Source organism: Cypionkella sp. PAMC25878, from assembly GCF_058135695.1.
In genome coordinates this window covers 2194367-2215195 of the sequence record NZ_CM176871.1, presented here as the reverse complement: position 1 = coordinate 2215195, position 20829 = coordinate 2194367, and the positions used below count along the sequence as shown (strand labels likewise).

Here is a 20829-nt window from a genome sequence, read left to right as displayed (position 1 = left end):
CCTGTCAGCGGCAGGCGTGGGTCGGATTGTGGGTGGTGAAATCGACCAGAACCGGGATATCGCCGGACAGATCGGCCTCTTGGTAGCGGCTGCGTTTCAGCCCCCGGCAGAGCGAGCCGGAGAATTCCATATTGATCCTGACCGAGCGCAGAAGGCCCATATAGGTGGCGTAATCGTTGATTGGGGTGCCCTGATAGGTCGGGAACGCCAGATCGCGTGGACTGGGGGCGAGGTGTTTTTCGTCGAGGATCGCCAGATAGCGAGCCTTTTGGCGGATAGTCTCAGGGTCGGTAAACTCGGCGATTTCCACCAGGGCACGCGGCATGGTCAGAATTTCAGCAGGCAAGAAACCCACGGCAATCATCGCTTTGATCACCACTTCTTGCCGACGCTGAAACGCCTTGATGTCGAACTTTTCACGCAGCGCGCCAAGGTCTTCGTCGGGGTGAAGTTCAGCAAAGACCGAACCAAAACTGGCCCCGGCGTTGATGGCGGCGTTCATTTCCTCGGCCGCCATGTGGTCTTGCAACGTCACCACGGCTTGGCCGACCCAAGGCAGGACTTCAATCTGCCGCTTGATGCCCTCGGCCATCAGGAAGGCGAAATTCGGCGAGCACCAATAGGTGGGCAGCCGGAAGCTGACATGCACCGTCGAGGTGTTCTGCTCGGGGGGGCTGGTGATCGACACCGCCTCGATGAAGCCCATATCGGTCACGGGTTCATCAAGTTCGGGGTCCATCACCAGATCAAGCCGCGCCCAAACTTGGTTCAGCGGGGCATCATCCAAGACAAGGGATATGGGCGCGGTCATGGTCATCACTCGGCTGCGATAGAGATCGGGTGTGCGGCAAATTCGGCTTTGCGCGCAGCGACGTCGATGTTGTAAAGCCGTGCCGCGTTGAGACCGAGGATCTTTTCCTTGATCTCATCGGTCAGCTGCACGCCACCGCGTTCCGCCGAAATATCCTCGGGGATTTGGAAGGCCCACAGCTTTTCGACCAGCCATTTCGGCGTCCAGATCGCATAGTCCGAGCCGAACAGGATCTTCTCTGGCCCCAGCCAGAACAGCAGTTCGGCCATGATCTCGCCGAAATAGCGCGGGCGGGAATGGATGAACGGCAGGGCCACGGCAAGGCCCGCGTAGACATTGGTTTCCTGCGTCGCGATCCAGCAGAAATCATCCAGACGCGGCAGGCCGCAATGCTCGATGATCCAGTTCAGGCCCTGGAAATCGGTGGCGGCGTAGTCCACATCATGCACATCGAAGGCGTCTTTGTTCAGCGGCAGGATGGTCGGGCCTTTGTGAACATGGATGTTCTTGATGCCGAGCTTGTCGCAGAGCTCGAAGCATTTGTAAGCCGCCGGATCGTTCAGCCGCCAGCCCTTGGATTCGCCATTCCACTCGGCGGTGTACATTTTCACCCCCTTGATGTCGTAGGTCTCTTTCATGAAGTGGATGTATTCCAAGGCTTTTTCGCCATCGCGCGGATCAAATGCGCCGTTGACGATGAACCGATTGGGATATTTCTTGGCGATTTCACTGGTGCGCTTGATGCAGCCAAAGCCGGTCTTGTAGAAATCGCTCAGCGAGGTGGTCTGGAAGATGGCGATGTCGTCCGGCCCGTCGATGAACAGGTCATTGTAAAGCTCATCCGCGCTGTATTTCTCGAACTTAGACTTCTGCCAAAGCTGCTCTTTCGGGGAAAGGCCGGTGTGGTAGGCATAAAAGCAATCAATGAACTGCTTGCCATGGATGTTCTTCTGGTTTTCCGGGCTGCCGTCCCAGAAATGGGCGTGGCCATCGACCACGAAAATCTCTTTGCCTTCGGGGGTTACATACATCTTCGTTGCCTTTGGAATGGGTTGAAAGGGGGCGCGGGGTGTCCCCCGCGCCGGGTTTTCAGATGTATTCGAGCATCTCGTTCATATCGCCGAACAGGATCACCGTGTTGTCGTCGGTGCGCACCATGCGGCCGTAATGGGTCGAGGAATTCACCTCGAACAACTCGGCGGTCATTTCGCGGCCCAGAAATTCGCCGATCTCATCCATCTTGAAGATCAGCTTGCCCGAGCCATCAATGCGGATCAGCGCCGGGTTATACGTCACCGTCACCCCCGGTTTGGCATCCATGAATTCAGCGATGGCGCGGGCCTCGACCGAATCTGACATGGTGACACCGCATTGATGCGAAACGGTTTTCTCAAAGGTGATGTCCTTCATCGCCTTGAAGATGTTGTCGTGCGAATTGTCGCGTGCAATGGTTGACATGGGACTTCCTTTCAGCGGGACAGGGAAACTTCGCCAAGGATCTTGGCGAAGCGCTCTTCGGAAACGGCGCGCGCTTCTTCAAAGCTGACGGGCTTGGAATGCGGCTTTGACCAGATCGGCTGCAACTGACGGGCGGCTTTATCGGCCAGCGCTGCGTGCTTCTTGACCCAGGATTGGAACAACGTGCGGTTCTGCGCGCCGAACTTTTCGTCATTGGCCAAAAGCCAGATCAGGTCGATGGCATTGGCAAGGTTGCGCTCATAATCACCTTCTGCCGCCGCAATCACCGAGGGGGTCATGAAGTCGTTGTTGGCAGCCCCGAACTGCATCAGGAAGCCCGAGCGGAACAGCTCGCCCACCAGCGGCTCGAACACCAGATTGATCGCGAAATACTGTTCGAGATAATCTTCGGTGCCCATGATGGTTTCAACGGCTTCGCGGGTGCCTTGCCACATCGGGTCTTCCAGCCAGCCGGTTTTGCCCGCCTCGTCATCCCAACCCGCAATATCCATGCCGATCTCGGCGAGATACAGCGTGATGTCCTGCGACAACCGCAGTTTGTACGACGAATTGGTGAGCGTCGCGTTGTTGATCATCTGGGTGTAGCCGCCGCGCTGTGCCTGCATCAGCGCACAGCCCAAGCCAAATTCAGCGTGTTTCCAAGCGCCCAGATGCTTCTGCAAGGTCTTGCCCCAAGCGGCATCAAACGCCAGCTGCGCGCCGGACTTGCGACCATTGGCGATCACCGCCTGCACCATCACCTCGATGCGCGACTGGCGCTGGTAATGCGTGCGCTCCCATTCCTGATCGGGGGCGCGGAAAGCGTGCCAGTTGCTGCTTTGCGCCTTGGTGTTGTTTTTCTCATAGGCACCGCGACCATCCGGAAACGAGATGATCCAATCCTGGATCAAATAGCGCTCCGGGTCGGGCTGCACGTCCACCGTCACATCTTCGTAATGGGTGGCGCGCTTGGCGCGGGGTTCAAAGTAGCGATATTTGCGGCTTTCGCTGTCGGCGAAAATCGCGGCCCCTGCGGCGCCTGAGCCAACCGAGCTTGATGTGGCAACCATGTCTCTCTCCCTTGTGGTGGGTTTTAACCCTTTGGTATCAATGCGCTTTGATGGGCGCGGGTGCGGTGGACGGGGTGAACTTGTCGTAGAAAGTGCGCTCGGGGTCGAAATCGAGCATGAACAGAACCGGGCTGAGCGCGTCGATCATCGGCGGTGGGCCGCAGGCATAGGCATCGCCATCTTCGATGCCCAAGCGCTTGAGTTCAGTGCCGACCACCTGATGCACAAAACCTTGCGCACCGTGCCAATCGGCATCGTCGCTGGCGTGCGACAAAACCGGGGTGAACGTGATTTCCGGGTGGGCGGCGGTGATCGCGGCGATCTGCGGCAGATAGAACAGATCGGTCTGGGTGCGTGCGCCGTAGAAGAAATGCACCGGGCGGCTTTCACCGCTAGCGATGTGGTCATGCAGGATCGACCAGATCGGCGACATGCCCGAGCCTGCGGCGACCAGCACTATCGGTCCTTGGCGTCCTTCGCGGCGGAAGCAGGTGCCGTAGGGTCCACGGACGTTGACGGCGGCGCCGACTTCGATACCGCCTGCGTCGAGTTCATTGCTGAACTTTCCGTCGGGGTATTTTTTGATGATGAACCGGAGTTTTTGGGTTTGGTCCGGCGTATTTGCCATGGAGAACGAGCGCGTAATCTCCTCCCCATCTTTGGTTCTGACGGTGATGTCGACATATTGTCCGGCCCAAAATTTGATCGGCGTTTCGATATCAATTTCGATGGCCCGGATGTCATGCGTCAGGTTGGATTTGGCCGTGATCTTCCCCTTGAAGTCTTTGACCGCGATGGATTTCGACAGCAGCTCTTCGTCGAAATTCAACAGCTCGATGGTCAGATCGCCTTGTGCGAGCGATCGGCAGAGCAAGATACCGCCCTGATCGCGCTCGCCATCCGACAAGGCGAAGGTGGAGTATTTCAAAAGCTCGACCTCGCCTTCGACAAGGTTGCATTTGCAGGCCGAGCACTGGCCTTCCTTGCAGCCATGCGGCAGCGAAATGCCCTGACGGAAGGCGGCGTCCAGCACGGTCTCGCCGGAGGCCACTTCGAATTCGACCCCGACGGGTTCCAATCGAACGGTGAAGGTTTCTGACATCTGATGCGGCCTTTTGCAGAGTGCAGGTTTCAATCCCCTACCCAAGCGGGCAGCGGTGTGGGGTGGTATGGGCCGGGGTTTCCGGCCCATAATCAGGGGGTTAGTTGCAGGGGTTGATGGTGAAACCCTTGGCATAGTCGGCGAGATGCGCCTTGCGGGTTGCCTCATCCATGCCGCGCAGGGCGTTCAGTGGCGAGCCGAGTGTGTGGCCGCGCACATGGTCCAGCGTCCACATATCCTTGTCATCAAAGCGCAAGTGCGGTTGCGGGATCAGGGTTTTGCCATCCGAACGCACGAAGTTCAGATCGACAATCGCATCGGCCAGATCGACGCCATCATACAGCGTTTCCCATTCGCGCTTGCCCGAGAACCGGCCCATCGCGGGGGTCGGACGGCCTTGGTATTCGTCAGCGAAAGCCTCAACCGCCGTCCAGCGGTCGATTTCATGCGCAAACGTGTGCAGTTGGCCGTCGATGGTATCCACCACCATATCTTCGCGGATCAGGCAGGGAACCAAGCAAGACCAGCAACGATGCGGATAGACGTAGCCGACTTCCTCGTTGAAGGTGATGACCTTCTGGCCGGGCTTCGACAGCTTGGCATACCATTTCCAGAAATCGCCGAATTCAGCATACCAGCCGGGATATTTATGCTCGAACCATTCGAAATCTTTCTCGGTCTGCGCTTCGATCCGCCAAAAGTTGACCGGCCAACCGACTGCAAAGAACTGCCCGACCTTGTGGACGTAGTTCTTCTTGGTGATCCGCTCCCACGCCAAGGTCACGTCATCATGGTGGATTTTGATGCCGTATTTTTCCATCGGCAGCATGTAGGTGCGGTAGTAATCTTCGTAGACCCAGCGATGCCACATCTCGGCATAGCTTTCCTTGTTCTTGTCGCGGTCGGTGGTGCCGTACTCGATGAACGTGCCGATGGCCGCATCGACGATGGCATGGTTCTGCCAGAAGGCATATTTCATGTCACGCTCGATCAGCAGGTGATTTTCCGGCTCTTTCAGCGCAGCCATCATCAGCGAGTGGCCGTTGCCGATGTGACGGGATTCGTCGGACTGCACCGAGAGGAACACCGTGGGCAGTGCATAGTCGCCATTGCGGGCAGCTTCGGACGGCATAGCCACGAACAGCGTGTTGGTGAACGCGGTTTCTGCCACAACGGTCAGATACATGCAGGCCGAGGTCATCGCATCGCCGGTGATGAAGCCTTCGCCGAATTGACGCCCGATAGTGGTGGCATAGCATTTCCCGAAGGCTTCTTCGGTGATGTCAAAGCCCGCCGGGTCGATGTAGTTTTCCATATACCACTTTTTGAGGTTCATCTGAATCGTGGAGTGGCGGAATTCATCGACCATCTGCATGGTGAAGCCGGTGCGCAGGTCTTCTCCCGGTGCCAGACGGCTGACCATCGCCATCGAGCGGGCAGCGCTGATTTCCGGGAACGGGATGATCGCCAGGAACAGCTTCATCCATTCGACCCAACGGGGTTCGACGTTGCGGAACATATCGCCGCGCAGAGCGGCGTCCAAGGCACCGTAAACCCGGTTGTCCTTTTCTTCCTGCATCGAGAAGTAGGACCGCAGCACCTGCTTCATCGGATCGCGCGGGGCTTTGGTGATCTTGTAGTCGCTGGGGTAGGTCATCGCTTCCTGAACGTAGGAAGGATTCCACCCCAGATCGGCGCATTTGCGGGTCGCATCGGCCACCGAAATGCCCTTTTGCGCGGTAATTTTGTTGAGTGTCAGAGTCGACATTGTTGCTCACCTTTTTGGTTCGAGTTGCTGTGGGCAGGACCGTCGGCAAAGGTCAGAGAACTGCGTTTCGCAGCCATCCAAGACGTCGGATCAGTTTCACGGGATGTGAATTTCATTCGCAACGCAGGCCTCCCTTCCTTCGTTCTTTGAGCCACCTTGAGTTGTCGCGGCGGCTTTTCTTTTTCTTCGATGAGGCAATGTAGGGGCCAAAATCCGCTGCGGCCAAACAGATAATTTTTTGTAACGAACGGCTACGAATTGTAATGAATGGTTACGGATTCATAATTTGTCGCAATGTTGGCGGCGGTAGATATGCTGTGGGCTGCGGAGGAAAAATCGGGTGATCCGGTTTTGGTGCGGAGCAGGCATATGTCTGATTTAAAACAGATTTCTGACAAGATGGCTGAGTTGCAAAAGCTGCGGGTCGCGGTGGTGGGTTTGCTGTGCCAAGAGAACTGCAAGCTGTTGAGCAAGCGTCAGCGGGTAGCGGGCAAAGAGATTGAAGTGATGTGTGCTGAGCGTGACCTGATCGAATCTGTCGATCAGTCCGCCGCGCAGGCCGCACTGGATCAACTCTACCTGGAGCAGAGTTCTGCCCAGCAGGCCTTGGCCGAAACCGAGCAGGAAGCTGAGAAGCTGGAAGCTTTACTGGCTCGGATCGGGGCTGATATTTCCGCGCTGTGCCAATCATAAACGGGGGAACCACCATGAAAGACGAACGCGCCCATTTGCAGCTTTTTGACCTGATTGCCCGCGATTGGCAGTTGGCCTCGCCCGTGGAGCAGATCAGCTTTAACGCCGATATTTCCGCCGTCGCTTTCGCCTGTGCGGATGGCTCGGTGCATCTGGCGGCCACTGCTGATAAAGCCTCACCCACCCTGCGCACGCGACGGGCGATTGACACCGGGCGGCTGACGATTGCGGCGCGCGAGAAGCCCTTTCTGCCGCTGAAAGTGGCGGAGTTTACGGAGGGGCGCAGTTCGGGAGTGGTGGCGTTTGGCGCGCAGGGTTTCGCCTTTGCCAAGACCAGTGGGCGGATCAACGCGCTGTCGGCGGGAGGGATCGCCTATCACATCCCACCGCGCGCGCAGGCGGCGATTGGGGTGTTGGCGGCGTCAGTGGATGGCAAGACCTTGGCCTATGCCAGCGGTACTGAGCTTTATGTTGCCAGTGCCGAAACCACCGACCCACAGATGATTGCGCTGCCGGATATGATCAGCGCCGTGGCGTTTTCGCCCGATGGGCTGACGCTGGCCGTGGCGCAGGGAAACGCCGTTTGGCGACTGCCCCTTAAGGATCTTAACAGCCCTCCGATTGAAACCGTGCTTGCCGAACCCGCCACCGACTTGCAGTGGCACCCGGATGGCACTTGGCTGGTGTGCCGGGCGGCGGCGGACGGGTTTTATATGATCGACACTGCCCGCAACCATGCCCTTCACCGCAGCAACTTCCCCGCTGCCGTGCACAGCACTGGCTTTGGGCAAAATACCAAGACCGTTGTTGCCTCGGGCGCGTTCCGCGTCGCCGCATGGGCGCTGGAGGATGGCCGCGATGTGGTGACGGGCAAGGCGGGCCTGGTGCTCGTCAATGCGGTGGCCACCTGCCCCAACCGCAATCTGGTGGCGGTCGGCTATGCCAATGGGCTGCTGAGCCTTGCAGAGATCGGCCAGCCATCCGAAATTTTGCTGCGCGAAGATACCGGCGCCGGGATCACCGCGATGGTCTGGTCGCAGGATGGCCGCTTCCTCGCCCTTGCCGGAACCGATGGCTCTGCAGCTTTGGTCGAATTCCCCGACGCCATGTTCAAATCCTGACCCTGTTCACAGAAAGTACTCCGATGACCGCAGAACTCACCACAGAAGAAAAAAGCAAGGACGCGTTCTTTCAACGCATCGCCCTGATTGGCGAGGAAATGATCGCAGCCCATGGCCGCGACTTCGCCACCGGCGCGTTTGTGCTGGCCGCCCGCTGGATCAGTGAGGGCCGTTTGGGCGCAAAAATCCAAAGCAAGACCGAGCCGGGTGGCGAACAGCGGCCCAACTAGCCCCGTGTAACGCTTCGTTACACCAGATTGGGTTTTTTGCCCGGTTTCGATGCAATGCACGAAAAACCGCAGGCTATGTTAGCCTGCGACAAAATGACACCCATCGCACACCGAGGAGTGAGTCGATTGGATATACGTTCAAGACTTAGCGCGACACGGCCGGAAGACAAGCGCGCCAAAGAATATCTTCAGCGCAACTGGGGCACCATTGAGAAGCTGGCCGATACGCTGAGCGGCGGCAAGTATTCGCAGGACAAGGCCCGCAAGGCGGCTCCGCCGCCGCAGGCGCAGGGATTGATCATTGTCGATCAGGCCGCGCCACGCAAACCCGATGAAGCGGTGCCTTATGTGCGCGTCAGCCTGAACGGGCGGGTGGTGCTTGCGGATAGCAACACCGGGGTGCAACTGGCTTTCCTAGGTGAAATCAAACGCTTGAATGGCGAGAAATGCTTTTTTATCGCAACGGCAGCGAATGGGTTCATCAGCCCGCTAGAGCCTGAAATTGTTGAAAAAATCGCGGATCTGGCGCAACGGGTGATCAACCGCGCCTATACGGAAGACCAGCTTGCCGACGACATCAAAGCGCGACTTGACATCGCGTAACTTTATTGATGCCGATACGAACTTCGGGCGAAGCAGGAGCAGATCACCATAAGATTGCCCTGCGCCGAAGCTTAAGTCTACGGGAGGAGACTTAAATGATGACATCTGACCAGCGCAGCGGGCCTAAAGCCGCACGTCCAGATATTGACTTCACCGATGTAGACCCACGGGAAACCTCGCGGGCCTGGAACAAGTTTCTGTCAAACCGCAACGCACCCAGCCTGCCGATGACCGGAGTGCGCTCGTTGATCTATCAATCTTGGGTGCGGTCCACCACCACGGGCATCAAGCCAGAGCAATTCGCGGCACCCTCCTTGGAACGCGGCGAGGTGGCGACAAAATCGAGCCATGATCAGGCCGAGTTGCGCCGGGCGGCGCGGGCCTCGATGATGCGGATCGGCGATCTGCTGTCGGGGGCGGAGGCGATGCTGCTGCTGACCGACCGCGACGGCGTCATCCTAGAGACGGTCGGCGACAGTTCCACCCTGCGCAAAGCCTGCAAGATCAACCTGTCGGTCGGTGGGTTGTGGAGCGAACATGCCTCGGGCACCAACGGGATCGGCACCGCGCTGTGGACAGGGCAGCCAGTGTATGTGCATGGCGAGGAGCATTTCTGCGAGGGCATGAAGGCGTGGAGCTGTGCCGCCGCCCCGATCCGTGATCCGATTGATCACAGCATCATCGGGGTGGTCAATCTGTCCGGGTTGACCCGAATTTTCCAAAAGCACAACGCCGCCTTCGCCGCCACCGCCGCCCGCGACATCGAACTGGTGCTACAGCAAGAGCAATCGCTGATGAACATTCGGCTGATGGAGGCGACGATGGGCAGCCTGCCCGGTCGAGCGATGGACAATTCGGACGGCTTTGCGATCATCGACCGTTTCGGCAGGCTGATCTTCAGCCGCAACAGCGGCGTCAATGTCGGGCGACCGGATCAGGATCTGGGGCTGGGCGCGCATTTTCTGGAATTGCCCGATGGCATTTCCGAAGCAAAAATCGCCGCCGCTTTGCCCAGCACACATTGCTGCGATGACATCCGGCTGATCGAGATCGACGGGATGATCAAGGGGGCGGCGCTGGCCTTCCGGCAAAGACCGAAAGTACCCCAAGCGGCCGCCGTGTTGCGGCCCTCTGCTCCGGCCCTGCCGGGCGTTTTAATCGGCACGACAGGGTTGAAGATCGTCGGCAAAAGCGAGGCGATCTTAGAGGCATTGGATACCGCCCAGCGCATCGCTTCGGCCAATCAGCCGACATTGATTGAGGGGCAAACTGGCGTTGGCAAAGAGTTGTTTGCCCGGCTGATCCACGCGCGGATGTCGCCGGAAAGTGGCGATTGCTTTCGCACTGTCAACTGTGGGGCAATGAACCCGAAAATGTTTGGCGATGCGCTGCTGCAACCGCTGGAGTCGGGGGACACAGCGCCGCTGTGTCTGGACGAGATCGGCGAAACCTCGGCAGAGACGCAGCTTTACCTGCTGCGCATCCTTGAGGAACACAGCGCGCGCCTGCACGGCCCGCATCCGCCTGCGCAAGCTTTGCGCGTGTTGTCGCTGACCAACCGAGCCATGCGCGACGAGGTGGAAGCCGGGCGGTTCCGCCGCGATCTGTTCTATCGGCTGAGCACCTTGGTGCTGACGATCCCGCCGCTGCACGCGCGCGGCGAGGATGTTCTGCTGATTGCCGAGCATTACATCCGCAAGATCTGTATTGAGACGGGACGCGATCGGCTGATCTTCAGCCCCGAGGTGCAAGAGGCGCTGATGGCGCATGTCTGGCCCGGCAATGTGCGAGAGCTGCGCAATGTGGTGCTGGGGCTGCACAGTCTGGCGAAATCGCGCACGGTGACGCTCGCCGATCTGCCCAGCGAAATCACCGCGCCATGCGTGGCCAAGACCGGATTGAGCGAGGTGTTTGCGACGCAAGAGCCAACCCTTGCGCGCGATGCTTCGCTGAAACAGGCCGAAGTCAGGCTGATTGAAGACGCCCTGAAGCGTCACCACGGCAATCTCAGCAAGGCAGCGCTGGCGCTGGGGATTTCGCGACCGACGCTGTATCGCAAAATCGAGGCCTATGGGATCAGAACGCCATAGGTTTTGGTTCGGTCAATATAGCCCCAAATCCCGCATGATCGGCGGCCAATCCTTGATGCGTTTGCGCGCCTTGTCGGGGAATTTCCCGGCGACGGCGTGGATGATGACGTTCATCAGCGTGGTCATCGACCCGGTGCTTTCCAGAAACGCATCGACTTTGGTGGTTACGTGGAAGACGAATGGGGTTTCGCGGGCGGCCCAGGTGTTCAACTCATCCGTCACCACCACCACCGACATGCCCAACTTGCGGGCGGTCTGGATGATCGGCAGCGCCTCGCGCGCGTAAGGGGCCATGTCGACCAGCACCAAGCAGCGTTTTTCGCTGGCGCGGCGGAAGGAGGGGATCCATTCGACCAGCCCGCCGTCATGCGGTGACAGGAACCGCACCGAGCCGCGCACGATGGAGAGCCTGCGGGTGAAGTCTTCAGCAATACCGCGAATGGTTTGGAATCCGATAACAAAAACCTCATCCGCCTCTGCGATGGCGTCGATGGCCAAGGGCCATGTTGGCTTGTCGACCTCATGCGCCAGCGCCAGCACCGCATCTGCATCGCGTTTCAGGATCGCGCCTATCTCGCCATCCAACAGGCGGAAATAGCGCTCGCTCGGCGAGATATGGGTATGCACCAGCGCCGCCTGTAGGTCTTCCTTCAGGCCTTGCAGGCCCTTGAACCCGGCGCGCTTCAGGAATCGGCTGACGGTGATTTCACTGACGCCGGTTTTGGCGGCGATTGAGGCACCGGTCTCCAGCCCCAAGGTGGCCTCGTTCAGAATAAGCCATTGCACAATGACTGCCTCCGATTTGGTCAGGGCACCGGAAAGGCTGCGCAAACGCGCGGCAAGGGGCGAATCTTCGGGAGTTTCGGTTCGATTATTCATGACAGCGTTTACATCAATTATTTGTTATGGTAGCATTCTGTCATAACCATAACATGCTCGACTCGCCGCTACCAACAGATTTTGCCAATGCGGTGAGGCAAGGGCACCAACCGGGAGATCACCATGAAGGCTTTAGGAGTGGCCGTTGCACTGGCCCTGATGGCAGGTGCGGCGCAGGCCGAGGAAACACTGGCCCTGTATAACTGGGGCGATTACATCAACCCCGAAATTTTGACGAAATTCACCGCAGAAACCGGCATCAAGGTGACGTTGGACACCTATTCCTCGAACGAGGAAATGTTGGCGAAAATTCAGGCAGGTGCCACGGGATACGACATTGTGTTCCCCTCGGTGCATATGAACGACATCATGTTGAAGCTGGGCTTGCTGGAAAAGACCGACATTAACCTGTCGCCCGATTTCAAAAACATTGATCCCGCGAACTTGCGCTCGAAAGAAGACCCGACCAGCAGCTATTGCCTGCCCTATGCTTGGGGCACGGTGGGGGTGTTTTATAACGAGAAGATCACCGGGCCGATCAGTTCTTGGGCGGATTTCTTTGCGGTGCCGGAAAAGACCGGCGGCAAGATCACCTTGCTGGATGATATGCGCGAAGTGCTGGCGATTGGGCTGATCGCGAGTGGCAAGTCGGTGAACTCGGCCGATCCGGCGGATATCAAACTGGCGACGGATTACATTCTGGCGCACAAGGCCAGCGTCTCGGCGTTTTCTTATGACAGCATGGCGATGATGACCTCGGGCGATATTGCGGCGGCGCATTTCTTTGTCGGCGGCAATGTGTTTTTCACTCAGACACCCGAAATCAAATACATGATCCCCTCGGAAGGGGCGACGATGTATCAGGAAAACATCTGCGTGCTGGCCTCCGCCCCGGATAAGGAAAACGCCAAAAAATTCATGGAGTTCTACCTGCGCCCCGAGATCGCCGCGCTGAACGTGGCGCAGCAGTATAACGGCACCGCCAACGTGCCCGCGCGTGAGTTGATCCCGGCCGAGATCAAGAACAATCCGAATATCACGGTGGGGCCAGAGACCATCGCGCGGCTGCATATCTTTGAGGATATTGGGGCTGCGTTGAAGCTGTATGACCGGGCTTGGAACACCATTCGCACGGCACAATAAAGCTTGGCAATGATTGGGCGGCCCTTTGTGGGCCGCCTCTGCTCACCGGGATATCTGACATGGCACTTCTTGAAATCCGCAACGCGCGGCGCGAATTCGTCACACCTGAAGGCGGGAGGTTTGCAGCACTTGATGGGATTGATCTCGACATCGGCGCGCATGAATTTGTCACGCTGCTGGGGCCTTCGGGGTGCGGCAAGACCACCTTGCTACGGTCAATTTCGGGGTTTGAGACCCTTGATGGCGGCGCGATCTTGCTGGATGGGGCTGATCTTTCGACGCTGCCGCCGTTCCGTCGCCCGGTGAATACGGTGTTTCAAAGCTATGCTTTGTTCAGCCACATGTCTGTGGCGCGCAATGTGGGCTATGCTTTGGAAGTGCGCGGTGAAGATCGTGCAAGCCGCGAGCGAGCGGTGGCCGAGGCGTTGGAAAAGGTCGGGCTGACCGGAATGGGTACGCGCAAACCGTCGCAACTGTCCGGCGGGCAACGTCAGCGCGTGGCCTTGGCGCGGGCGATCATTGGTAAGCCTCGGCTGTTGCTGTTGGACGAGCCGCTGTCGGCACTGGACCGCAATCTGCGCCAGCAGATGCAGATCGAGTTGAAAACCCTGCAAAACACTCTTGGCATCGCGTTTATCTTCGTCACCCATGATCAGGAAGAAGCCCTGACCATGTCGGATCGCATTGTGGTGATGCGGGCGGGCCGGATCGAGCAGATCGGCACCCCGCGCCAGATTTACCGCCATCCGAAAAACCGCTTTGTCGCTGAGTTCATCGGCGAGACAAATCTTTTTGCACTGACCATTGACCGGATTGAGGCGGGGCAAGCTTTGGCCCGCACAGTTGAGGGGTTGGAGTTGCTGCTACCAGCAGGAACGGCCAAAGCCGGAGACAAAGCCGTGGCCGTGCTGCGTCCGGCGGATTTCACTTTGGCAGATCAAGGCATCGCCGCGACCGTAACAAAGGCGGTTTATCTGGGCGCTGACCTGCATCTGTTCGTGCAGCCCGCCGTCGGTGGCCCGGAAATCCGCGTCACCGCCCGTGATTCTGCATCCGCCCCCAAAGAAGGCACCGCCGTGCATCTCGCCTATGATCCCGCAGCGCCGCATGTGCTGGAGGCCGCGTGATGGCCATCCGGCGACAAACCCTTGTGCTGGCAACACTTTTAACCCCGGTGACGCTGTTTCTGGGCGTGTTCTTCCTGCTGCCCTTGCTGATCATCGCGCTGTTTTCTTTCCTGACTCCGGGGCTTTATGGTGGCGTGGAATGGGCGTTTTACCATTGGAACTATGGCCGCATCTTTGGCTGGGCCGATGACATCATCGAGGTCTACGAGCCGATCTATCTGCAAATCCTCGCGCGCAGTCTGGGTTTTGCCGCGCTGACGGTTTTGCTGTGCCTGATCCTGTGCTATCCGGTGGCGTTCTGGGTCAGCCGCCTGCCCAACCGCTGGCGGATGTTGTTTCTGTTTCTGATCACGCTGCCGTTCTTCTCTAGCCTGATCGTGCGGCTTTATGCGTGGCTGTTGATCCTGAAACCTTCGGGGATTTTGAACACGGTGTTGATCGGCGTCGGTGTGATTTCCGAGCCGCTGGAAATTCTTTACACTCCCGCCGCTGTGGTGCTGGGCATGGTCTATGTCATGGTGCCATTCATGTTCCTGCCGCTCTATTCGGCGGTCGATAACCTTGACCGCGCGCTGATTGAGGCTTCGATGGACCTTGGCGCGACGCGGTTGCAGACCTTCCTGAAAGTGGTGCTGCCGCAGACCTTGCCCGGTATCTTGGGCGGCGCGGTGATCGTGTTTATCCCCTCGGTCGGCAACTTCATCGTGCCGGATGTGCTGGGCGGCGCAAAGGGGCTGATGATCGGCAATCTCGTTGAGCAACAGTTCTTGTCGGCGCGCAACTGGCCGTTTGGCTCGGCGCTGTCGATGATCGTGATGGCGGTGGTACTGGCGGTGCTGCTGGGCTCCACGGCTGCAGCCAAGCGCAAAGGCTGTCAGAATGCGTAATCCGATTGGCTGGGCCGCGCTGACTTTGTTCTCGCTGGTGTTTTTCCTGTTCATCTACGCGCCATTGCTGGTGATCATCGGCTATTCGTTCAACTCCAACCCCGTCAACATGATGATCTGGGAGCATTTTACCTTTGATTGGTATCGCGGCTTGCTTGGCCTTGGCAGTCGCGCGGCGGACGCCAACAACCGCGCCGCCTATATCGAAAGCACCGACCAGATGCTGCGGGCTTTGCGCACCTCGCTGACGGTGGCTGTCGTCACCACAACGATTTCCACTGTGATCGGCACGGCGACGGCCATCGCTTTGGCGCGCTACCGCTTTGAGGCGAAAGGGTTTTACAACGGCTTCCTGATGCTGCCGATGATGATGCCCGATATTGTGCTGGGCATTGGCCTTTTGATTTTCTTTGTCACCATCGGGATGAACCTGTCGATGCTGACCATCATCATCGGGCATTGCACCTTTTTGACCTCCTATGTCTTCATCATCGTACAGGCCCGCATCGCGGGGCTTGATCCGGCGCTGGAGGAGGCCTCTGCCGATCTGGGCGCGTCGGAATGGGTGACATTGCGCAAGGTGCTGTTGCCGCAACTGGCACCGGGGATCGTGGGTGGGGCGCTACTGGCCTTCGTGATCTCGATGGATGATCTGGTGATCACCTATTTCGTCGCTGGCACAGACAACACGACACTTCCGGTCTTCATCTTCGGCATGGTGCGCCGGGGGGTGAAGCCAGAGATTAACGCCATTGCAACCATGATGATCGCGGCTTCCATCGTGATCGCGGCTTTGGGATTATGGCTGCGCGCCAGAAAGACAGAATGAGATGAAAGACACGAACGCAAAACTGGCCCAAAAACCGCGGGCCCGCGATCTTGGCTTGCCGTTTCCCGGCATCCCCGGTCCGCTGAATGCGATCACTGATGTGCCGGGCGTCGCGGTGGGGTTTTGCACCCTGACCGACCCTGATCGCAACATGCGCACCGGTGTCACCGCCATTCTGCCGCGTCCGGGCAATGTGCCGATGCCGGTCTGGGCGGGGCAATATTCCCTGAACGGCAATGGTGAGATGACCGGCACGCATTGGATCCATGATGCGGGCTATTTCGTCGGCCCGATCTGCATCACCAACACCCATGGCGTGGGGGCGGTGCATAGCGGGGCGACACGTTGGATGATCGACACCTATGCGGACTATTTCCAGAACCATCACGCTTGGGCGATGCCGGTGGTGGCCGAGACCTATGATGGTGTTCTGAACGACATCAACGCGCTGCATGTGCAGCCCGAACATGCCATCTCCGCGCTGAATGCCGCCAGCATGGGCCCGGTGGCCGAGGGGTCCACTGGCGGCGGCAACGGCATGATCTGTTACGAGTTCAAGGGCGGCACCGGAACTTCGTCGCGCCGGATCGAGATTGGCGGGCAAAGCTACACCGTCGCCGCCTTGGTGCAAGCCAACCACGGCATCCTACCATGGCTGACCATTCTGGGCCGCCCGGTGGGCCAGTTGATGCCTGAGGATTCACTTCACGCGACTGAAATGGGCTCGATCATTGTGGTCATCGCCACAGACGCGCCTTTGTCAGGGCTGTCGCTGCGGCAGGTGGCCAAACGCGCGGCCATTGGCATCGGGCGGGGCGGCACGCCGGGGGGCAACAATTCAGGTGATATTTTCATGGCGTTTTCGACCGCCAACGCAGGCCCAGTGCCGCAATTTGCGCCCGCCGTGCTGAGCAAACAAGAGTTGAACGGCGAGCACATCGACCCGCTGTATCTGGCGTCGGTTGAGGCGGTCGAAGAAGCCATCGTCAACGCGATGGTTGCGGGCGAAGATGTGGCGACCTTCAAGCCGCCGGGGCATGTTTGCCGCGCGATTGACCCTGATCGCTTACGCGCGATTTTCCATCCCGCCTGACTGCGGCGCTGGGGCAACCAACAACCTGTGATGATCCATCACGCGGTTCGCACTTTTCCCCGCCCGCGCCTTCTGCCAAACTGGCTTTGGGGCGAAGGAGACCCAAGTTTGGTGAGTTCCGCACGTCTGCCCCCTGCCCCCGCCTCTTTCCGCGCGCGGTTTTCCGCGCTGCGCAACCTCTGGCCGTTCCTGATGCTGGTGTGGCAAGCCAGCCGTGCACTGATGCTGATATCAATGGTGCTGCGCCTGATCCGCGCCGTGCTTCCGGTGGCGGCTTTGTGGATCGGCAAGCTCATCATCGACGAGGTGGTGCGGCTGTCGGCGCTGCCAAACCGCCCGGCTGATTTGTGGGGCTGGTGGAACAGCGATGCGCTGGGGTTGTTGATCGGCTATGTTTTGGCCGAATTTGCGCTGGCGATCCTGTCGGATGTGTTGGGCCGGGTGGTTGGATTGGTCGACACATTACTGTCGGATCGTTTGACGATGTCATCTTCGATCCGGCTGATGGAACATGCCGCCACGCTCGATCTTGAAGATTTCGAGGATGCCGAGTTTCAGGACAAGCTGGAACGCGCGCGCAGGCAGGCCAGCGGGCGGATGACGCTGATGGGCCTGCTGTTTACCCAGATGCAGAACCTAGTCACCGTGGCGACCTTTGCCACTGGCTTGGTGATTTTCAATCCATGGCTGATCCTGCTGCTGGCCTTGGCGCTGATCCCGGCTTTCATCGGCGAGGCGCATTTCAACGCGCAAACCTATTCGCTGGATTTTGGTCGCACACCCGAGCGGCGTGAACTCGACTATGTCCGCCAAACCGCTGCGAGCGTGGAATCTGCTAAAGAAGTCAAGATCTTCGGGCTGAACGGCTTTCTGACCGACCGCTACCGCGAGCTTTCGGAAAGCTTCTATGCCGCCAGTCGCAAGATCGCCCAACAGCGGGCTTTGTGGGGCGGTGTGCTGACAGCGCTTGGCACGCTGGGCTATTACGCCGCCTATGCGTGGATCATTGCGGGCACTTTGGCGGGGCAGTTATCGCTGGGTGATCTGACGTTTCTGTCGGGTTCATTCCTGCGGCTGCGCGGGCTGCTGGAAGGCCTGCTGACCTCATTCTCCTCTACCGCAGCGCAGGCGCTATATCTCGATGATCTGTTCAGCTTTTTCGAGGTTCAACCCGAGATTCTCTCGGCCCCCGATGCCCTGGTCTTCCCCAATCCGATCCGCCAAGGCTTCGTGTTTGAGAATGTCGGATTCCGTTATCCGGGAGCAGAACGCTGGGCGGTGCGGGGATTGAATTTCTCCCTGCACGCGGGTGAAACTTTGGCATTGGTGGGGGAAAACGGTGCGGGCAAAACCACCCTCGTGAAGCTGTTGGCGCGGCTGTATGACCCCGATGAGGGGCGCATCACGCTGGATGGTCAAGACCTGCGCCAATATGATCTGGACGGTTTGCGCGGGGCGATGGGGGTGATTTTTCAGGATTTCATGCGCTACAACCTCAGCGCTGCCGATAATATCGCGGTGGGTCGGATTGAAGAACGCGACAACCGCCCGCGTATTGTGGACGCCGCCCGCCGCAGTCTGGCTGATCAGGTGATCGACGGTCTGCCGAAGCAATATGATCAGATGATCGGCAAACGCTTTCGCAATGGGGTCGAGCTTTCGGGGGGTGAATGGCAAAAGCTGGCCATCGCGCGGGCCTATATGCGGGGGGCCGAGGTGCTGATTTTGGATGAGCCCACCGCCGCCTTAGACGCACGGTCAGAGTTTGAGGTATTCCAACGGTTCAAAGAGCTGAGTGCGGGGAAAACCGCCATCCTGATCTCGCATCGTTTCAGCTCTGTGCGGATGGCAGATCGGATTTTGGTGCTGGCTGACGGCCGGGTTGAATGCTCTGGCACCCACGCGGAACTACTGGCGCAATCGGGCCGCTATGCGGAACTGTTTGAGTTGCAGGCCGCAGGTTATCGCTGAGGATTTCTATTTTTGTGTACATTGATGACTGTATATTCAGATCTGTACACAAATTCTGACTGACTCACCCCGCGAGCCACGGCAAAACCATCAGTCTTCGGGTGGCGCACCAGCGGATTCGCGGCGGGATCGTACGAAGCCGTCAAGCCGATTTGCTACACCGTCGCAGGCTTCTGGCGGGGTAAAATCGGCAAGCCGTTGCTTCCAGATCGCTGTTGCCCGCTGATCAGCCCTCAGCGCCCCGGCTTCGGTCCAAGCGCCGTGGTTTGACAGATCCGCCACCAGCGGACGATAGAACGCCGCCTGATAGCGCTCCATCGTATGCGCGACCGAGAAGAAATGGCCGCCCGGCTGCACCTCGGCAATGGCGTCAAAGCCCAAGGCGGCTTCGTCCGCCGGGGCGGGACTGGCAAGTTCGGCAATCGTCTGCAGCGATTCAATGTCGAGGATGAATTTCTCGTAGCCCAGCGTCAGACCACCTTCGAGCCAGCCTGCCGCATGGACCGTCACCGTCGCATTGCCGAGCAGCGCGCCCCACAGCGCCATGATCGTCTCGGACGCCCCTTGCGCATCTGCGGTGTTCGACGCCGCCCCGGTGGCCGAGCGCCATGGCAGGCCAATATGCCGCGCCAACTGGCCCGACCCGATACAGGCGCGGATATGTTCGGGCGTGCCAAAAGCCGGCGAGCCGGACTTCATATCAACGTTCGACAGGAAGCCGCCGTAAGACACCGGCGCGCCAGCGCGGGTCATCTGGGCAAGCGTGATGCCCGCCATCGCCTCGGCATGTTGCAGCATCAACGCGCCGGAAACCGTGATCGGGGCCATCGCCCCGGCCAGACAGAACGGCGTGATGATCGACATTTGACCAGCCCGCGCGAAGTCAATAATGCCGCGCGACATCGGAATATCCAACTGGCGCAGTGAGTTAGAGTTGATCACGGTTGTCGCCCAGACGCCGTCCACGAAGCCAGCCGCATCCAAGCCGCGCGCAAGGCGGATCATCTCAAAGCTTTCTTCAACCTGCTGACGCCCGCGCGGATAGACAAACAGCGGCTTGTCGCAGTTTTCCAGCTGGCCCTTCATCATCGCGTAATGGCGCAGATGGATCGGCACATCCTGCGGCTCGACCGAGGGGCCGTGCATGTGGATGACGTCAAAGCATTGCTGCAGACGCAGGGTTTCCAGATAACCCTGCAGATTGCCGGGTCTGCGACCACGCTCACGGTCAAAGGCGTTCGGGCAGCCCGCGCCCGCCATGAATAACATGGAACCAGGGCGGTAGTCCTGCTCGCGCGCCGGATTGGCTGAAATTGGCGTTGCAGACTTTGATCCGAGACGGAATCGACCGGGTCAAAATTCAGATCATGGCCAAGCAGTTGAACGTTTCGCGCTCTAGCTTCTACTGGTTCTTCAAAAGCCCGCAGGATTTGCATGACCAGATGCTGGAGCAGTGGCTTGAGAAAAATACCGGGCCGATCCTCCAGCGGGCTTTGCGCCCGGCACATACGATCTGCGAGGCGATCCTGAATGTGTTCGAATGCTGGGTGAACGAAGACCTGTTTGACCCGCATCTGGACGTTGCGGTTCGGCTCTGGGCCCGGCGCGCGCCTGACGTGCTTAAGGTGGTTTCCGGCGCGGATCAGCAGCGGCTTGATGCGCTGACCGGCATGTTTCTGCGCCATGGTTTTGACGAGACCGATGCGCTGGTGCGGGCGCGGGTTTTGTATTTCACCCAGATCGGGCAGAATACGCTGGATATTTGCGAAGACTTGGGCGTGCGGTTTTCACGGGCCCGCGCCTATCTGCTGGCGTTTTGTGGGCAAGAACCGAGCGAAAACGAACTCGCCCGGTTTAAAGGGATTGCTCTGACGGCAAGCGGCAAGGGGTGATCGCTACTGATTGCGGCCTTGGGGTTTGCGTGTTCGGGTTGCGGTCTTGGCCCCGATTTGGT

The 20829-nt window shown here is 58.9% G+C and carries 20 protein-coding genes; 12 read left to right on the top strand and 8 right to left on the bottom strand.

Translation table 11 applies throughout. From position 1 onward, the window contains the following. Positions 1-4 precede the first annotated feature (4 nt). The 6 genes from ACS5RD_RS10735 to ACS5RD_RS10710 form a co-directional block, all read right to left on the bottom strand. Complete coding sequence (locus ACS5RD_RS10735; RefSeq protein ID WP_489931174.1) at positions 5-811, bottom strand: iron-sulfur cluster assembly protein; 807 nt, start codon at positions 809-811, stop codon at positions 5-7. 5 nt (positions 812-816) lie between these two features. After that, entirely contained in the window at positions 817-1842 is a 1026-nt protein-coding gene (locus ACS5RD_RS10730) for an amidohydrolase family protein (RefSeq protein WP_489931173.1), read from the bottom strand. 58 nt (positions 1843-1900) lie between these two features. Continuing rightward, entirely contained in the window at positions 1901-2269 is a 369-nt protein-coding gene (locus ACS5RD_RS10725) for an MmoB/DmpM family protein (protein ID WP_489931172.1), read from the bottom strand. 11 nt (positions 2270-2280) lie between these two features. Further along, positions 2281-3339: an aromatic/alkene monooxygenase hydroxylase subunit beta gene (locus ACS5RD_RS10720; RefSeq protein WP_489931171.1), complete on the bottom strand. Its 1059-nt coding sequence runs from the start codon at positions 3337-3339 to the stop codon at positions 2281-2283. Between the two features lie 37 nt (positions 3340-3376). Then, complete coding sequence (locus ACS5RD_RS10715) at positions 3377-4441, bottom strand: NADH:ubiquinone reductase (Na(+)-transporting) subunit F (protein WP_489931170.1); 1065 nt, start codon at positions 4439-4441, stop codon at positions 3377-3379. Positions 4442-4541: 100 nt separating this feature from the next. Continuing rightward, positions 4542-6209 carry an aromatic/alkene/methane monooxygenase hydroxylase/oxygenase subunit alpha gene (locus ACS5RD_RS10710; RefSeq protein WP_054007555.1) on the bottom strand — a complete coding sequence of 556 codons (1668 nt, stop codon included), beginning with the start codon at positions 6207-6209 and terminating at the stop codon, positions 4542-4544. A gap of 312 nt (positions 6210-6521) precedes the next feature. Here ACS5RD_RS10710 and ACS5RD_RS10705 point away from each other — a divergent pair, with 312 nt between their 5' ends. From ACS5RD_RS10705 to ACS5RD_RS10685, 5 genes are all read left to right on the top strand, one after another. Next, positions 6522-6902, top strand: coding sequence for a hypothetical protein (locus tag ACS5RD_RS10705; protein WP_489931169.1), 381 nt, complete (start codon positions 6522-6524; stop codon positions 6900-6902). Positions 6903-6916: 14 nt separating this feature from the next. Continuing rightward, entirely contained in the window at positions 6917-8023 is a 1107-nt protein-coding gene (locus ACS5RD_RS10700) for a WD40 repeat domain-containing protein (RefSeq protein ID WP_489931168.1), read from the top strand. A 23-nt stretch (positions 8024-8046) separates the two neighbouring features. Next, positions 8047-8253 (top strand): hypothetical protein, encoded by a 207-nt coding sequence (locus tag ACS5RD_RS10695; protein WP_489931167.1) that lies wholly within the window; start codon positions 8047-8049, stop codon positions 8251-8253. A 54-nt stretch (positions 8254-8307) separates the two neighbouring features. Next, on the top strand, positions 8308-8856 hold the full coding sequence (locus ACS5RD_RS10690) for a hypothetical protein (RefSeq protein ID WP_489931166.1): 549 nt from the start codon (positions 8308-8310) through the stop codon (positions 8854-8856). Positions 8857-8951: 95 nt separating this feature from the next. Then, positions 8952-10946 (top strand): sigma-54-dependent Fis family transcriptional regulator, encoded by a 1995-nt coding sequence (locus ACS5RD_RS10685; protein ID WP_489931165.1) that lies wholly within the window; start codon positions 8952-8954, stop codon positions 10944-10946. Between the two features lie 12 nt (positions 10947-10958). Here the strand turns inward: ACS5RD_RS10685 and ACS5RD_RS10680 are convergent, their stop codons facing one another. Beyond that, positions 10959-11825, bottom strand: a complete 867-nt coding sequence (locus tag ACS5RD_RS10680; RefSeq protein ID WP_489931164.1) for a MurR/RpiR family transcriptional regulator — start codon at positions 11823-11825, stop codon at positions 10959-10961. A gap of 123 nt (positions 11826-11948) precedes the next feature. Here ACS5RD_RS10680 and ACS5RD_RS10675 point away from each other — a divergent pair, with 123 nt between their 5' ends. From ACS5RD_RS10675 to ACS5RD_RS10650, 6 genes are all read left to right on the top strand, one after another. After that, positions 11949-12968, top strand: coding sequence for a polyamine ABC transporter substrate-binding protein (locus ACS5RD_RS10675; protein ID WP_489931163.1), 1020 nt, complete (start codon positions 11949-11951; stop codon positions 12966-12968). 59 nt (positions 12969-13027) lie between these two features. Further along, positions 13028-14095 carry an ABC transporter ATP-binding protein gene (locus ACS5RD_RS10670; RefSeq protein WP_489931162.1) on the top strand — a complete coding sequence of 356 codons (1068 nt, stop codon included), beginning with the start codon at positions 13028-13030 and terminating at the stop codon, positions 14093-14095. Further along, positions 14095-14982 (top strand): ABC transporter permease, encoded by an 888-nt coding sequence (locus ACS5RD_RS10665; RefSeq protein ID WP_489931161.1) that lies wholly within the window; start codon positions 14095-14097, stop codon positions 14980-14982. The genes ACS5RD_RS10670 and ACS5RD_RS10665 overlap by 1 nt, the downstream gene beginning before the upstream one ends. Then, positions 14975-15811, top strand: a complete 837-nt coding sequence (locus tag ACS5RD_RS10660; RefSeq protein WP_489931160.1) for an ABC transporter permease — start codon at positions 14975-14977, stop codon at positions 15809-15811. Before ACS5RD_RS10665 ends, ACS5RD_RS10660 begins: the two co-directional genes overlap by 8 nt. 1 nt (position 15812) lies before the next feature. Next, entirely contained in the window at positions 15813-16904 is a 1092-nt protein-coding gene (locus tag ACS5RD_RS10655) for a DmpA family aminopeptidase (protein ID WP_489931159.1), read from the top strand. 111 nt (positions 16905-17015) lie between these two features. Further along, a complete protein-coding gene (locus ACS5RD_RS10650) occupies positions 17016-18875 on the top strand; it encodes an ABC transporter ATP-binding protein (protein WP_489931158.1) in 1860 nt (619 codons plus the stop codon). 90 nt (positions 18876-18965) lie between these two features. On the opposite strand, the gene ACS5RD_RS10645 is transcribed toward ACS5RD_RS10650, so the two are convergent. Then, positions 18966-20144, bottom strand: coding sequence for a trimethylamine methyltransferase family protein (locus ACS5RD_RS10645; RefSeq protein ID WP_489931157.1), 1179 nt, complete (start codon positions 20142-20144; stop codon positions 18966-18968). A 50-nt stretch (positions 20145-20194) separates the two neighbouring features. Here ACS5RD_RS10645 and ACS5RD_RS10640 point away from each other — a divergent pair, with 50 nt between their 5' ends. Further along, positions 20195-20767, top strand: coding sequence for a TetR/AcrR family transcriptional regulator (locus ACS5RD_RS10640; RefSeq protein ID WP_489931156.1), 573 nt, complete (start codon positions 20195-20197; stop codon positions 20765-20767). Positions 20768-20829: the final 62 nt, after the last annotated feature.